The organism is Pseudomonas sp. GNP012, from assembly GCF_054343835.1.
This window is the reverse complement of sequence record NZ_JBTGUU010000001.1, coordinates 1,755,359-1,771,031: the sequence shown is the minus strand read 5'-3', so window position 1 is coordinate 1,771,031 and position 15,673 is coordinate 1,755,359. Positions and strand designations below refer to the sequence as shown.

The window sequence follows — 15,673 nt, the reverse complement described above, 5'->3', positions numbered from 1 at the left end:
GGGTTGTACTGTCTGTAAACGTTTACCTACCATCCCTGCGTATGTTGATCAGACGTCCATTTATGTTATGCGGGAGCAGCTCGGCAATGTCATTTGCCTGCTGCGTCGGCAGACACCTGAGCACGTCCTTCAAAAAAGCATACGAACCATGCCCGTTGAGCCGTGCTGACGGGATTCGACTCAGCATAGCAGCGGCTCGCTGGCCGTTGCTTAGCGACGTTTACTTCTGCTCGAAAGCAGCTTTGGATCGAACGTCCGCTGCTGGCCGTTTTCTGCCTGTGGTGACCGGCTGAAACCGACCCATAGCGGTCATCAGTAAGCGTCGTCCTGTAGTAGACGGTATCCCGCAGGCAGCGACTGTAATTGATCAGTGCGCATTTTCCAGGCGCGGTTGATCGGGCTCTCAGGCTTTAATGCAAGGCGCTCGGCAACCAGTGCCTCGGCAAGTGCGCGGTTGCCAAGGCGAATAGCTGCTTCGGTCAGCGTCCATGAGAAGACATCACGCTGCGCGTGACTACCGCCGAAGCGGTTAGCTTTGGCGCGTAGAGGCATCAACGAAGCTATAGCTTGGGCGTAATCCCCACGACCAAACGCCACCAACCCTTCGCACGCTGGCACACCAATCTCTCTACTCATCATGGCTTTGGTACCACTGCCAGCAGCGGCCCGCCTCAGGGCATCCAACTGCTGAGCTTGTGCGCGACTGTTTCCAGTACCCACGAATGACATCATCGCGTTCACGTCGTTAAAGGCGTAGAAGCCGTCTTCACAACGGGACTCCCATTTTTTGGCCAGTCCTTTCCACCGGTCTCCAACGTCATGACCGAGCAGGGAGAGTCTCCAGAGCAGCGCTGATCCATCAAGTAGCTCAAGCGCTTGACCAAATCCACCAGCTGAAATGTCCTCATCAAAGAGACGAAGCGCGCCAGCCACGTCATTTGCCTCAAGGAGGAATAGCGCTTTGTGCCACCACAAGTGGAAGGCAAACATGCTATTGGGAGCCCAGGCATTGGCGCTGGATGAAAGGTACTTAGCCCCCTCTTCGCTACGGCCCTGCATTTCCATGACATGAGTGACGGCATGCACTGCCCAACCATCCTGCGGGTTCAAGGCAACAGCCTCGCGACCCTGCTCTTCGGCCTGCCGGTAATCACCTGCCTCTTCCAGGCCAAAGGCATACATCCCTTTCACAAAGCCAAAGCCAGGAACGTCGTTATCCCAGCGCGACATCACACGAGCCACGCGATCACGTAGCATGTGCGAGTAACCTAGATAGAAGTCGCCCAAATGGGCGTATTGCAGTGCCAGCAGATCGCGGGGGTGCTCGATCGAAACACGCCCCCAGATTTCGATGGCCCGCTCCCAGTCGCCGTCGAACCAAGCGCGTACTGCATGGATATGCTGCCGCTCGCGATCATTCGCTTTCGGTGCCAACTGCTCTGCCACGTCCAAGCTCTTGAACAGCTCTGAGTCAAACGCTTTGTCGGTCGCAGTCGCAATCGCGCCAGCACGAAAGGCGTAGGCCAGCGCAAAATCCGGGTGCTCCGCGATAATTTTGTCCGCCGCAGCCAGAGGATCGGCCTGGTAGGCATGCAGCAAGTCGCAAGCTCTATCCAGAGCATCGATTGCCTCCTGCGAGCCATAGGAAACAGGATTGCCACGCTTGTCGCGTTTGCTCATGGTTTCCTCCTGACCACGCCCTGAGGGCATAAATGATCGAGATGTGAAGATCGCTCTCGATTGTCTCCCCGAATTTGGCTCAGAGACACTTTTCCGACGAAACGTGAATGGCTGCTTCTGGCCGTTTTCTGCCTTTGGTGACCGGCAGAAATCGACCAAAATCCGTCATTCGTGAGCCGCAACTTTCGCCCCCCAAATTGACGTTCTGGTCCGAGCATAAAATCGAACTTCAACCGAAAACCACGCTATGAGCAATCCGCCCTTCTAAACCGCTTCCACATCATCGTTCGGCAACGAAGCAAACATTTCAGCGCGGCACACTTCAAGGATCTCATCCGCCAGCGCGGAATCATCCGGGCAGGCTCGCGACAAAATAATCGCGCCGACAGCACGTGACAGCAGGTCGATCATTTTCTTTCTCCCCTCTCCCTCCGAGGCATCCGGCCCCGTTGGATATCTCTCCCCCAGCGTTTGCAGGGTGTATTCGATCCCTTCGGCAAACGTCGTTTTCAAATCATCCGATTGACGCGCCGCGTCGCCACACAACGCGGCCATGGTGCAACCGCTGTCGCGTCCATCCCGGTGTTCCCTCGTCACATAGACGTCGATGAAGCCGGGAACGTCGAGCGCTTTGGCACCTGCCAGCGACTTGGCAAGACTGCAGGCAGAGGCTTCGGCCATCAGGGCGGCCTTCGAACCGAAATGCTTGTAGAAACCTCCGTGGGTGAAACCGGCAGCCGCCATGAGATCCGACACACCCACGCCGTCAAAGCCACGCTCACGGAACAGCCTGGATGCCGTCTCGACGATGTGTTCTCGATTGGCCTGCGCCTGGGCCTTGGTCACTCTCACGTGCAATACCTCATGTTCACTGGGAAATCATGCGGCCAAGCATACATAGATGCTGATCATAATCAAAGCCGTTGACAGTTTAGATTAAGATCATCATCCTAATTGCACACACCACCGATCCAACGGGCACGGAAGAAATACCAGATGACCGATCAGAATCTGTTCACCCCTTACACGCTTGGCGCCCTCACGCTGTCGAACCGCATCGTCCTGGCGCCGCTGACACGTAACCGCGCCGGTCAAGCTTTGTCCCCAGCGAGTTCGCGGCCACTTATTACAGCCAACGTGCCAGCGCAGGCTTGCTGATCAGCGAAGCCACGCAGATTTCCCGGCAAGGCCAGGGCTATCAGGACACCCCCGGGATCTACACACAGGCGCAGATTGACGGCTGGCGCACAGTGACCGATGCCGTCCATGCCAAGGGCGGAAAAATCTTTCTGCAGCTGTGGCATGTCGGCCGCGTGTCGCACGTTGATCTGCAAGAAAACGGCGCCGCACCCGTGGCCCCTTCTGCGCTGCGCGCCGCCACCAAAGTATTCGTCAACAACCGCTTTGAAGACGCTTCCGAGCCGCGCGCGCTGGACATCAGTGAGCTGTCAGGGATCGTCTCCGATTTCCGCCACGCCGCGGCAAACGCTGTCGCTGCCGGATTCGACGGTGTGGAGATTCACGGTGCAAACGGCTATTTGCTGGATCAATTCCTCAAGGACAGCGCCAATGTGCGCACTGATGCTTACGGCGGTTCGATTGAAAATCGAGCGCGTCTGTTGCTCGAAGTGACGGCGGCGGTCGTCAATGAGATCGGCGCGGATCGCACTGGTGTGCGCTTGTCTCCGGTATCGCCGGCCAATGGCGTATCCAGCAGTGATCCGCAGGCGCAATTCGATTACGTCGTGGAGCAACTCGACGCCCTCGGCGTGGTTTATCTGCACGTCGTCGAAGGCGCGACCGGTGGCCCGCGTGACGTGGCGCCATTCGATTTCGGCGCCCTGCGCAAGCGCTTCAAAAACACCTACATCGCCAACAACGGCTACGACCTGGACCTGGCGACTTCAAGGCTCGCCGAAGACCTGGCCGATCTGATCGCATTCGGTCGCCCGTTCATTGGCAATCCGGATCTGGTAGAGCGCCTCAAAAGCGGCGCGCCGTTGTCCGCTCTCAATCCCGCCACGCTCTATGGCGGCGGTGCAGAGGGCTACATCGACTACCCGACATTGGCTGAATCGAGCGCCCCCGCAAGCTGAGTCATCAGTGATCACGCTTTCTGTTTAACACATCCTCAAAGAGAGATAACCCATGAGCACTCGTCCCGCTGTTCTCATCACCGGCGCCTCCACCGGCATTGGCGCCGTCTACGCCGAGCGCTTCGCGCAACGCGGCCACGATCTGGTATTGGTCGCCCGAGACCAGGCACGTCTGGACGCACTTGCAACCCGATTGCGCAACGCACACGGCGTCACCATCGAGGTGATTGCGGCGGACCTGACCCAACTCGGCGATCTGACAACCGTTGAAAGCCGCCTGCGCGACGACGCCCGTATCGGCATCCTCGTCAATAACGCCGGCGCCGCGCTGTCCGGTCACTTTATCGACCAAAGCACCGACAGCGTCGCGCAACTGGTTGCCCTCAACACCACAGCGCTGGTGCGCCTGGCCAGCGCCATCGCCCCACGACTGGCCAAGGCAGGCGAAGGCGCGATCATCAACATCGGCTCGGTGGTGGGTCTTGCTCCGGAGTTCGGCATGTCGGTCTACGGTGCGACCAAGGCATTTGTGCTGTTCCTTTCCCAGGGCCTGAGCCTGGAACTTTCGCCTCAGGGCGTCTACGTGCAGGCCGTGCTGCCGGCCGCCACCCGCACGGAGATCTGGAATCGCTCCGGCGTCGACATCAACACCTTGAACGAAATCATGGAAGTGGACGATCTGGTGGATGCCGCACTGGTCGGTTTCGATCGTCGTGAACCGGTGACGATCCCGCCGCTGCACGAAGCTGAACGCTGGGATGACCTGCAGAGCGCACGTCAGGGCTTGCTGGGGCAAATCCGCCAGGCTGCGGTTGCCCAGCGCTACCAAACCCGACAGTGATCTTTTGGTAGCGAGCGTTCGCGCCGGATTCGATGCAGGCGCGCCAGACACTGCATCGAGTCAGGCTCGCTGTGCGGAGTAGAAATGAATCCAACGAAGACAAATACCCCCTCGGGTTCGCAGACGTCGTTCATCAACGCGGCGAACCAGTCGATCACGGTCAACGGCATTCCCTTCGCCTACCGCGACACCGGCCCCACAACCGGTGTGCCTCTCGTACTGTTCAACCATTGGGGCGCGGTGCTGGACAATTTCGACCCCGCGATCATCGATGGCCTGGCACAAACCAGGCGCGTCATTACCACCGACTATCGCGGTATCGGCGGCTCTGGTGGAACCGCACCACTGACGGTCGGCGAAATGGCTGACGATGCCATCCAACTGATGCAGGCACTGGGGTTCGAAACCGTTGATTTGCTCGGTTTTTCGCTCGGCGGCTTCGTCGCTCAGGACATCGCCCTGAAGGCGCCTGAACTGGTGCGCCGTTTGATTCTGACCGGCACCGGGCCGGCCGGCGGCACCGGTATCGACAAGGTCGGCGCGGTCACGTGGCCATTGATACTCAAAGGCTTACTGACCTTACGCGATCCCAGGTTCTACCTGTTCTTTACTTCGACGCCCAACGGCCGTCGATCCGCCTCGCAGTATTTGCAACGCTTGAAAGCGCGCAAGAAAAATCGCGATAAAGGCCCGACGCCCTGCGCTTTCCTGCGGCAGTTGAAAGCCATCACCGCGTGGGGCAATCAGGCGCCGCAAGACCTCGGGCGCTTGCAGGCGCCGACGCTGATAGTCAACGGCGACAACGACATCATGGTGCCCAGTGTTAACTCGCTGGCGCTGGCCAACCGCGTCCCCAACGCACAGTTGGTTATTTATGAAGATGCCGGGCACGGCGGAATTTTCCAGAACTACGCTGACTTCGTGGCCAAGGCACTGGCATTCCTCGATGCCTGACAACGCGGCACATCAACACCGAAAACGTACCGCCCACCCTCCCTCCAACCGACAAGAGCCGCACCACGATGAAGGCATTTCTAATTGATCGCTATGGCAATAACAACGGGCGCATTGGCGAAGTGCCCGTCCCTGAAGTCGGCGCCCACGACGTCTTGATCGAGGTACACGCCAGCAGCGTCAACGTGCTGGATTCGAAGATCAGCAAAGGCGAATTCAAACTGATCCTGCCCTATGCATTTCCGCTGGTGCTGGGCAATGACCTGGCCGGCGTAGTGGTTCAGATTGGAGCACAGGTGACGGGGTTCAAGCCGGGAGACGAGGTCTACGCTCGCCCGCCTGAAGCACGGATCGGAACGTTCGCCGAATTGATCGCTGTGGACGAAAACGCGGTCGCACACAAACCCGCCAATACCACCATGGCACAAGCCGCGTCCCTCCCCTTGGTTGCACTGACCGCCTGGCAAGTGCTGGTCGAAACCGCCCAACTGAAAAAGGGCCAGAAAATACTGATCCACGCCGGCTCCGGCGGCGTCGGCACGCTCGCCATCCAGCTCGCCAAACACCTCGGCGCTTTTGTCGCGACCACCACCAGCACCGCGAATGTCCAATGGGTGAAGGCACTCGGGGCCGATGCAGTGATCGACTACACACAGCAGAACTTCGAGAGTGTCCTGTACGACTATGACGTGGTGTTGAACAGCCTCGGCGCCGATGTACTGGAGAAGTCACTCAAGGTCCTCAAGCCCGGCGGCCAGCTCATTTCCATCTCAGGTCCACCCACTGCACAGTTCGCGCAGGAGCAAAGGTTGTCCTGGCCATTGCAGCAAGTCATGCGCCTGCTGAGCCTTGGCATTCGTCGCAAAGCGCGCAAGCAGGATGTCAGCTATGCGTTCGTGTTCATGCGGGCCAATGGCGCTCAACTGCAACAAATCACCGCGCTCGTTGAGGACGGAATCATCAAGCCTGTAGTTGATCGCTCCTTCACCTTTGAATCAACGGCAGTGGCGTTGAAGTACGTCGAGCAGGGACGCGCCAAGGGCAAGGTCGTTGTTACGCTCAAATGACGACGCCACAGATCGATGAGCTAACCGCAGGGGCTGAGCAATTTTCACTGCCTCAGCAGTCATCATCCGGGGTGACCTCGCCAGAGTCGCGAAAACAGCAAGGGCCGCAACCGGACGTTGTGTTCATTGAACCGCCAGTGATCGTTTGGCGCAGTTTGATGCTTGAGCAGCAGGAAACCGGTTGCATGAAGGGGGGGCGAGCATGGCTGGCTCCAACTATCGCTAACGCCGACTCACTATCCGAGGGCGGCAGAATCGGGTGACGCTTCCAGCCAAAAGCAGTCGTTCGTCAGCTGAATCAAGGATGCTTGTCCATCAAGTGACCACGCGCCTCTAAGACCTCACACAAAAAGACCAGCGCTCGACGAAAAACAGGGTGGCAATCTTCATAAGGTAAACGGTCGAGCGAAGCCCAGAAAAACTCGAAGAGGTGGCCATGGTCATCGAGCGTCTGGTGTGACCATTGTTCAGGTAGTGGTCCACCCGCGTGGCAAAGTTGAAACGACCAGATCTGACCGTGATGACCGGACTCCCAACATCCTAGATCGTCTTCGATTGCGGCGGTGCTTATACCCGATTCTTCCGCCAGTTCACGCAGGGCTGCTTGACCCGGTGCTTCTCCCTTTTCAATGGTTCCCTTCACCAGTTGCACCCCAGCCTGAGGATGACGGAACAAAAGGATTCTGGGGAGCCGCGCGTAAGAAAGCACTACTGAGCAGGCCTTGTCGGGAAGCATGGCGATTTCCTTATCGGTAATGAAGCTCAGCATCATACGCTTTCAGCTATTGCGTAACGGGTGCGGGATTGCATCGTGATTGTCAGCCTGGGTCGCAAGCAGCCCGTACGTCAACGCAAGTTCCAAGGCCGGTAACAAGGGGTATAACTATCAGAACAAAAGGCGGGTCACCCAGAACAGGCCCTCCAACGGCAGCGCCCGGACCAGGCGCCCCAAGCCTGATCGGCGCCTGCGGCGCGGAGCGATGTGATGAGTTCCAGTGCATGGCGATGGGCTCGCAAGAGCCTTCTTGGCTGCATCGAGCTGACCTTGCTGGTCGCTCCACTGTGCGCCAGCGCCATGTACAAGTGCCAGGCCAGGGACGGAGCCATCAGCTACACCAGCCAAGCCATCGCCAGCGCCCGCTGCACTCGCCTCAATGGCATGGCAGGCGCCGGTGTCGGTGTCGGCGCCAAGGCAATGGCCCAGCCACGGCTTGTGCGGGACGACAGCTCGGGCGCGGTGCGGGTTCGGGTGTTCACCTTCATCCACAGGGGTGTTCGTCAATATGTGAGCCGGCGCCCCGTCGGGATTTCCGCACGGGTCGATGTCATTGATCTCTATTACATCAAGGGCTGCTATCTGTGCAGGGCGCCGAAGGATTTCAAGGTCGCCTCACTGCGCCTGGACACCCAATCCTATCGGTGGGAAATCGAAGCCGCTTCGGGTCTTTATGGTGTCGACCGGGCGCTGGTCCGCGCAGTGATACATGCCGAATCGGCGTTTCGCCCCTACGCCATTTCCGAAGCCGGCGCCCAGGGGCTGATGCAGTTGATGCCCGCCACCGCCGCGCGTTTCGCCGTGGACGATCCGTTCGACGCACGACAGAACATTCGTGGCGGCGTGCGCTACCTGGCCTGGCTGCTCAAGCGCTTCAACGGCAACCAGGTGCTGGCATTGGCAGGTTACAACGCCGGCGAAGCGTCCGTGGTCGAGTACAACGGGGTGCCTCCCTACGCCGAGACGCAATCCTACGTCACCCTCGTGCAGTCCTTGACCGAGCGCTATCGCAACCATCGCTAGTACCGGGAATCACTCAAGCGAACTTTCACGATCAGCGGTCGCTATCGGCTGTGGGTTCAACCGGTCGTTGCAACAGATTGGCTGAATCGTTCAGCGGGTGTTTCGTAGTGTCGTGTGTTCCGAGGGCGGCTATTGAGCTGCCTTGATTCTCCATCAGCAATTGCGATGAATAGAGCTACGCTTGTCTGCAATGGAGGGACTTTGCGCAGTCCTTCATAGGGCAGCGGAGCCAAAAGACATGGGAATTGAACAGGATGTTTATCCTGCGGCCACCGTTCTGGTGGTCGATGACACGCCAGACAACTTGATGCTGATGGCCGACCTGCTCAAGGACAGGTATCGGGTCAAGGCCGCCAACAGCGGCGAAACGGCGTTGCGCGTGCTGCAAAACAATCCACTGCCGGATCTGATCCTGCTCGACATCATGATGCCGGGGTTGTCGGGTCATGACGTCGCCCGGCTGCTGCAGCAAGATCCGCGCACCCGCCAGATTCCAATCATTTTCCTCACTGCCCTGGCGTCAATGGAAAACGAAATCCAGGGCCTGGAGCTGGGCGCGGTCGACTACATCACCAAGCCGATCAGTCCGCCATTGGTCCTGGCCCGGGTGCAGACCCAACTGAAGATCAAGGCCGCGGCTGACTTCCTTCGCGATCAGAACGACTTCCTCGAACAGGAAGTCCAGCGCCGTACCCGTGAGGTGGTAGCCATTCAGGATGTCACTATCCAGGCGATGGCTTCGCTGGCAGAGACCCGCGACAACGAGACGGGCAACCACATCCGTCGTACCCAACACTACGTCAGGCTGCTGGCTGAACTGTTGCGCGATCATCCGCGTTTCAATCCGTTCCTGGACGATGACAGCATCCGCCAGCTGTTCAGGTCGGCACCGCTGCACGATATCGGCAAGATCGGCATTGCTGATCACATCCTGCTTAAACCGGGGCGATTCACCCCGGAAGAATTTGAAATCATGAAGACCCACACCACCCTGGGGCGCGATGCCATTCAGCGTGCCGAGGATCAGTTGGGCCTTTCGGTGGACTTTCTGCGCATGGCCAAGGAAATCGCCTACAGCCACCAGGAGAAGTGGGATGGCAGCGGCTACCCGCAGGGACTGGTTGGCGAAGAAATCCCTATGAGTGCCCGATTGATGGCGGTTGCAGATGTCTATGACGCACTGATCAGTCGTCGTGTGTACAAGGCTGGAATGCCGCATGAACAGGCCGTGGAGATCATTCGGCAGGGGCGCGCGAGCCACTTCGACCCAGACGTCTGTGATGCCTTCCTTGCCAACGCCGAGCAATTCCATGTCATTGCCGAGCGCTTTGCCGACAGCGATCAGGACATGGCCATGCTGGTCGACCTGCAACGCACTCTCCAGAAACCCTGAACGGTCAACGCGCCGGTTTTTCATCAGCGGGAATTGCCATGACCCGAGTACTCGCTCAGCTTGAACGTCTGCCTCTTCGTATCAAGCTGATCCTCGGCTTCGCGACGCTAGGGGCGCTGGTTCTGGTGCTCGGCGTGCAGAGCCTGCGTACCCAGGATTTGTTGAAAGCGGATATGCAGAGGCTGTACCAGCATGAGTTGGCGGGCATAGAACCCTTGCAGGAAGCGCGGGTGCAGATGTCGCATCTCATGCAGGGATTGCAGCATGCCGTCGGCAGCAGCAGCAGCAGCGAAGATGATCGTAGCAAGGGCGTCGAGCAATTTCGTGAGGCTCGACAACATCTTCAAGAAGCGTTGCTGCAAACACAACCGACCCTCTGGCGCGAGGAAAATCAAGAGCGATTCGCCACCTTCGAGGTTTTGTTGAAGCGTTTGCTGCACGACGGTGAAACAGCACTGGAACTGGCCGATAAAGGGGAGCAAGCGCAAGCCTTGCGGCTGATCAATAGCATCGGGTTCCAGGGGGTGGATGAGCGAGGGGACAACTTGCTCAAGCAGATGGCGCAAATCAAACAGGCGTCCATTCATAATACGGCCAAACAGATCGCAGAATTTGCCGGGCGCAGCACCCGGCTCACCTATCAATTGCTGCTCGGCGGCCTGACACTGGCGCTGTTGATGGGCTGGTTGATCAGCCGTTCGATTCGCCTGCCCCTTTACCGGGTTCGCGCCGCCGTTGACGAGCTGACCGCCGGCCGACTGGACGGGACGATTCCCCATACCGATCTGCAAAATGAAACCGGTGATCTGGCGCGTGCAATCGCGACGCTGCAGACCGAGTCGCAACAATTGGAACGCCAACGCTGGGTCAAGGCGCAAACCGAGCAACTCCAGGCTGACTTGCCACAAGCGGAAACGCCACGCGAGCTGGCCCAGGTCTTTTTGCGGCATATGGCGAACATGCTCGGCATCTGCCGGGGCGTGCTCTATAGCGTGCAAGAGCAGGATGAAAGCCTGCAGCTGATTGGCGGTTACGCGACCGATCCCGATTACCCGCCGGCGCCGACGGTGGCTCTGGGAGCCGGGCTTCTAGGGCAATGCGCGCTGGATCGAGCGCCCCGTGAATTGCAGGGGCTGACGCAGCCGCTCGGACGGTTGCATTCGCAGTTGGGTGAAGTGCCGGCCAGCTATCTGCTGGTGCAGCCGGTATTGCGTGGTGAACGTCTGCTCGGCGTGCTCGAGCTGGCGGGTCATCAACCGCTGGGGGCCCGTGAACAGTCGCTGTTGCAGGAGGCCATGCCACGCCTGGCCGGGGCCTTGGCGGTGATGGAGCGTCATCTGGCGGTGCAATCCTTGCTGATCGAGACCCGGCGCCAGGCCGACGAAATGGGTCAGCAGGCCTTGCGGCTTGAGCTTCAATCGAAGGAGCTGGAGGCACAACAGACTGCGTTGCGTGCCACCAAGGCCTGGTATCGCGCGATCCTCGAGGCGGCACCGGACGGCATGATCGTCATCAATGCCGAGGGCGAAATCCTGATCACCAACCCGCAACTGGACACGCTGTTCGGTTATGCCACGGGTGAGTTGGTGGGCGAGACCATCGAGCGGCTGGTGCCTGATGCGGCGCGCGGCCGGCATGTGACGTTGCGCAATGGCTTCATCGCCCATGGCAGCACCCGGCAGATGGGCGCGAAACTGGATGACCTCAAAGGCCTTCGCAAGGATGGCAGCCAGTTTTCCGTGGAGATCGGCCTGTCGCACTTGCCGCTTCTGGAGGGGCGAGGCACCTGTATCTGCGCTTCGGTTCGTGATGTCAGCGAGCGACGGCAGATGCAAGCGGCGCTCAAGTCCAGCGAAACGCAGTTGCGTGCGGTATTGGACAGCAGTCCGGTGGCCATGCTGATCCGTGGCGATGATGGCCGCCTGAGTTACTGCAACCCGGAGCTGGAGAGCCTGTTCGGCGTCAGCCGCGAGCAACTTGGCGAGATGGACGAAAGTCGCTTCTGGTGCGATGCACAAGCGCGCGACCGCTTCCTGGACGCGGCCGCCAAGGGCGCGGTTTTAAACTTCGAGGCCAGCCTGCAGCGCGATGGTGGAAAGCGTTTCGAGGTCTTGCTCTCGGCCGTCCCCCTGACACTCGGTGAGCGCAACATCAGCGCCAGTTGGTATTACGACATCACCGACCGCAAGGCCGCCGAGGCGCTAGTACAGCACGCCCGGGAGATCGCCGAAGAGGCGACACGGGCCAAGAGCGAATTCCTCGCCAACATGAGCCATGAAATCCGCACGCCGATGAATGCCATTATCGGCATGAGTCACCTGGCGCTGCGCACCAACCTCGATAACCGGCAACGCAACTACATTGTGAAAGTGCATCGCTCGGCGGAGAACCTGCTGGGGATCATCAACGACATCCTCGATTTCTCCAAGATCGAAGCCGGCAGGATGGACCTGGAGCGTATTCCGTTCCGCCTGGAAGACGTGCTGGAGAATTTCACCAACGTGGTGGGCCTGAGGGCCGAGGATAAAGGCCTGGAGCTGCTCTACAGCACGGTTGCCGATTTGCCGACCGCACTGATTGGCGACCCGCTGCGGCTGGGCCAGGTCCTGGCCAACCTGGGTAACAACGCGACGAAGTTCACCGAACAGGGTGAAATCGTGCTGGGCATCGAGCGCCTCGGGAGTGACGAGGGCAAGGTCGAGCTGCATTTCTGGGTGCGCGACACGGGCATCGGCATGAGCGAAGAGCAATGCCAGAGAATTTTTCAGTCTTTCATCCAGGCCGATAGTTCCACGACTCGCAAGTACGGAGGGACCGGCCTGGGACTGGCGATTTCCAAGCGACTGGTGGAGATGATGGGAGGCCGCATCTGGGTCGAAAGCGCACTGGGCAGCGGTTCGACGTTTCACTTTTGTGTGAGTCTGGACATGCAGGCAGATGCTCCTGCGCGACGCATGTTCACCGCCGATGAGCTGCTGGGCATCCGCGTGCTGGTGGTCGACGACAACGCCAGTGCCCGGGAAATTCTTTCGGGCATGGCGCACAGCTTCGGTGTCGAAGTGGACGTCGCCGAAAGTGGTCGCATGGCCTTGCGCATGCTGGCGCAGGCCGAGAAAGATTCACTGCCTTTCGACCTGGTCCTGATGGACTGGCGGATGCCGGGCATGGATGGGGTGGAGACGGTCCGCCAGATGCGCTGCGCCAACCTGGCACGCACACCGTCAGTCATCATGGTCACCGCCCTTGATCGCGAGGAGTTACTTGAACAGGCCAGGCACCAGGATGTACATCTGCCGGTGGTGCTGACCAAGCCGGTCACTCCGTCCACCTTGCTGGAAGCCTTAGGCACAGTGTTCGGCAAAGTGCCGCAAACCGGTACCCGCGCCCATGAGCGCAATGAGCAGAGCGCTGACAACATGGCACGCCTGAAGGGTGCACGCCTGCTGCTGGTGGAGGACAACGAACTGAACAGGGAGCTGGCGTGCGACTTGTTGCAAGAGGCAGGCATCGAGCTCGAACTGGCATTCGATGGCCAACAGGCACTCGACTGGTTGGCCCGGGACAGCGATTTCGACGGTGTGCTGATGGACTGCCAGATGCCGGTGATGGACGGCTATACCGCGACCCGCAGGATTCGCCAGCAATCGAACTTCGCGGCGTTGCCGATCATCGCCATGACCGCCGACGCCATGGCCGGGGACCGCGAACGCGCCCTGGCCTGCGGCATGAATGACCACCTGTCCAAGCCATTGGACGTAGACGGCATGTTCGCCACGCTGGCCAGGTGGATCAAGCCACGGCCCGGGCGTGGCGGCCGGGCGCGGGAGGTGACCGTTGCCGAGACATCCGGACAGTTGCCCGCCGAGCTTGCAGGTATCGATCAGGTCGCCGGACTGGCTGCCTGCTCGGGCAAGACGACCCTTTACTTGCGACTGTTGCGCACATTCCATGGGACCCAGAAGAACTTCGTCGAACAGTTCAAAACGGCAATCACCGATGCCGATCCGACGGCGGCTGTTCGAATGGCTCACACGTTGCGTGGTAACGCGGGGAACATCGGCGCCAAGGCGCTGGCACAGGCTGCAGCACTGCTGGAGCAAGCTTGCCGGGCTGGCGAGCCGAGCGATGGAGTGCAGGCTCACTTGACCGAGGTCAGGCGGTGTTTGATACCCGTGTTGAGCGCGCTGGCGCTTTTGCCCGAGGAAAAAACGCCTATAGGGGCGAAGCCGCCGCAGGCCGAGGCGGAACTCGGTGACCGGCTCACTCGGCTCGGGCAATTATTGGCCGAGAGTGACACCGCAGCCTTTGAAGCGCTTGATGAGTTACGGCGGTTGTCTCTCGATAATGCATTGGCCAGGCGTCTGAACCGGGTGGCGCAGCAACTTGAGCGCTTCGACTTTGATCGGGCCCTGGCGTTGCTGCAAGGGGAAATCGAACGCTCCGCCCTGCCCCCCGACTGACCAGAGTGCACCGACAGCAAGGAACCTGGAGTCGCTTAGTACCGATAGGTTGCCTGCACTGAAACGCCATGCGCACTATTTTGGTAATTGGCACTGTATTCCGGTTGAAGACCGGAGTTGTTCGACTGCTTCACCGAGACTTTGGAATCCCAGAGATAACCATAAGCAAAGTCTATCGTCAGATCTGGACTCGGCGAGTAAGCCCCCCCAAGGGTCACGGCCTGGCGATTGCCAACCGGAACGCGCACGCTGCGATCGGCATTTCTGATGGGCGAAGGATCATAGGCGTAGCCCGCGCGCAGCAGCCATTGTTGGTTCAATTGATACGAGGCGCCAACGGCGGTGCTCCAGGTGTCCCGCCAGTTCATTTCTTCGATCACATGTCCCAGGCCAACCGCCTGGCCCAAGGGGGTAAGACCGCTGTTGACGGCCTCGACCTTCTGGATCCGGCTCCAACGTTTCCAGGTGGTTCCCAGGTAGCCCGTCCAGCGACTATTGAAATGATGGGTGATAGACGTGTCCACGGATTCGGGCATCGTGAGGTCTATCTTGTTGTCATAATTTCCGTCCAGCGGAATAACGCTCGGGGAGCCAGAAACCTCAGTATGCCCCTTGAGTTCATAGTCCACCTTCGAGTGGTAGTTGATTCCCCAACTGGTTGCCTCAGTAAAGTCGACCAGGATGCCGACGTTGTAGCCTAGTGCCGTGTCATCGCCTTTGACGGTGACCAGTGTGTCCTCGCCGTTGTTCAGGGCGCCGGTGGCCAGGTAATTCTGAAGCTTTGCATTGAAACGGTTTATGGTCGGTCCGCCACCAATGGACACGTAATCATTGATCCGCCAGGCAATGGTGGGCTGCAGGGTGACTTCTTTGGTCGTGCTATAGGAACCATGGTAGCGGCCCTGAAAAGAGCCCTCGTAATCATTGATCAGACCACTAGGCGCATAGAGGCCCAAACCAATCGAAAAACGATCATCAAGTGGCGTCGACATATAAGCGAAGGGCACGACCCCCAAAGGTACCGAGTCCCCCTCATTCGTTCCTGGGGCGCTGCTCTGCGCATCACTGATATCGTCGCTCACCGAGACGACCGCGGCTCCGCCGGAAATCTCACTACGCTTCAACTTGGTCAAGCCCGCGGGGTTTCCAAAAATGGTGCTGGCGTCCAGCGCGGAAGACGACCTTCCCGCATAGGCAGTTCCTGCACTGCTTGCACTTTGTTCGTTCAGGGCAATGCCATTGGCGCTTGCAATGGTGGAGGCGCTGAGTAGTGCGATGGCACTGCTGAATTTAATCCAGACAGCACACTTACGCTGTGCAGAGAGACACGGGATCACGCGGCTATTCAGTTTCATTATCCACCTCTTGTTTATTGTTTTTGTTG

The 15,673-nt window shown here is 59.3% G+C and carries 10 protein-coding genes and 2 pseudogenes; 7 read left to right on the top strand and 5 right to left on the bottom strand.

Annotated elements, in window-relative coordinates:
* Positions 1-22: 22 nt before the first annotated feature.
* From ACXX83_RS07990 to ACXX83_RS07980, 3 genes and pseudogenes are all read right to left on the bottom strand, one after another.
* Positions 23-217: pseudogene (locus ACXX83_RS07990) on the bottom strand (transposase domain-containing protein); the annotation flags it as partial.
* A 95-nt stretch (positions 218-312) separates the two neighbouring features.
* Entirely contained in the window at positions 313-1,680 is a 1,368-nt protein-coding gene (locus tag ACXX83_RS07985) for a tetratricopeptide repeat protein (RefSeq protein WP_217838043.1), read from the bottom strand.
* 264 nt (positions 1,681-1,944) lie between these two features.
* A complete protein-coding gene (locus ACXX83_RS07980) occupies positions 1,945-2,532 on the bottom strand; it encodes a TetR/AcrR family transcriptional regulator (RefSeq protein ID WP_458548053.1) in 588 nt (195 codons plus the stop codon).
* A 144-nt stretch (positions 2,533-2,676) separates the two neighbouring features.
* On the opposite strand from ACXX83_RS07980, the pseudogene ACXX83_RS07975 reads away from it, so the two are divergent.
* From ACXX83_RS07975 to ACXX83_RS07960, 4 genes and pseudogenes are all read left to right on the top strand, one after another.
* Positions 2,677-3,776 (top strand): annotated as a pseudogene (locus ACXX83_RS07975) (alkene reductase).
* Positions 3,777-3,828: 52 nt separating this feature from the next.
* Entirely contained in the window at positions 3,829-4,617 is a 789-nt protein-coding gene (locus ACXX83_RS07970; protein WP_458548052.1) for an SDR family NAD(P)-dependent oxidoreductase, read from the top strand.
* Positions 4,618-4,701: 84 nt separating this feature from the next.
* Positions 4,702-5,571 (top strand): alpha/beta fold hydrolase, encoded by an 870-nt coding sequence (locus ACXX83_RS07965; RefSeq protein WP_458548051.1) that lies wholly within the window; start codon positions 4,702-4,704, stop codon positions 5,569-5,571.
* A gap of 68 nt (positions 5,572-5,639) precedes the next feature.
* Positions 5,640-6,638, top strand: a complete 999-nt coding sequence (locus ACXX83_RS07960) for an NADP-dependent oxidoreductase (protein ID WP_458548050.1) — start codon at positions 5,640-5,642, stop codon at positions 6,636-6,638.
* Positions 6,639-6,936: 298 nt separating this feature from the next.
* On the opposite strand, the gene ACXX83_RS07955 is transcribed toward ACXX83_RS07960, so the two are convergent.
* The gene (locus ACXX83_RS07955; protein WP_217838390.1) at positions 6,937-7,374 is read right to left on the bottom strand and encodes an NUDIX hydrolase; all 438 of its coding nucleotides are present in this window, start codon (positions 7,372-7,374) and stop codon (positions 6,937-6,939) included.
* Positions 7,375-7,623: 249 nt separating this feature from the next.
* Between ACXX83_RS07955 and ACXX83_RS07950 the strand changes: the two genes are divergently transcribed.
* The 3 genes from ACXX83_RS07950 to ACXX83_RS07940 all read left to right on the top strand — a co-directional run bounded on the left by ACXX83_RS07950 (position 7,624) and on the right by ACXX83_RS07940 (position 14,289).
* A complete protein-coding gene (locus ACXX83_RS07950; RefSeq protein ID WP_458548049.1) occupies positions 7,624-8,436 on the top strand; it encodes a lytic transglycosylase domain-containing protein in 813 nt (270 codons plus the stop codon).
* Between the two features lie 238 nt (positions 8,437-8,674).
* Positions 8,675-9,829 carry an HD domain-containing phosphohydrolase gene (locus ACXX83_RS07945; protein ID WP_458548048.1) on the top strand — a complete coding sequence of 385 codons (1,155 nt, stop codon included), beginning with the start codon at positions 8,675-8,677 and terminating at the stop codon, positions 9,827-9,829.
* A gap of 38 nt (positions 9,830-9,867) precedes the next feature.
* Positions 9,868-14,289: a response regulator gene (locus ACXX83_RS07940; protein ID WP_458548047.1), complete on the top strand. Its 4,422-nt coding sequence runs from the start codon at positions 9,868-9,870 to the stop codon at positions 14,287-14,289.
* A 35-nt stretch (positions 14,290-14,324) separates the two neighbouring features.
* On the opposite strand, the gene ACXX83_RS07935 is transcribed toward ACXX83_RS07940, so the two are convergent.
* Entirely contained in the window at positions 14,325-15,644 is a 1,320-nt protein-coding gene (locus tag ACXX83_RS07935) for an outer membrane protein transport protein (RefSeq protein WP_458548046.1), read from the bottom strand.
* Between the last annotated feature and the right edge of the window lie 29 nt (positions 15,645-15,673).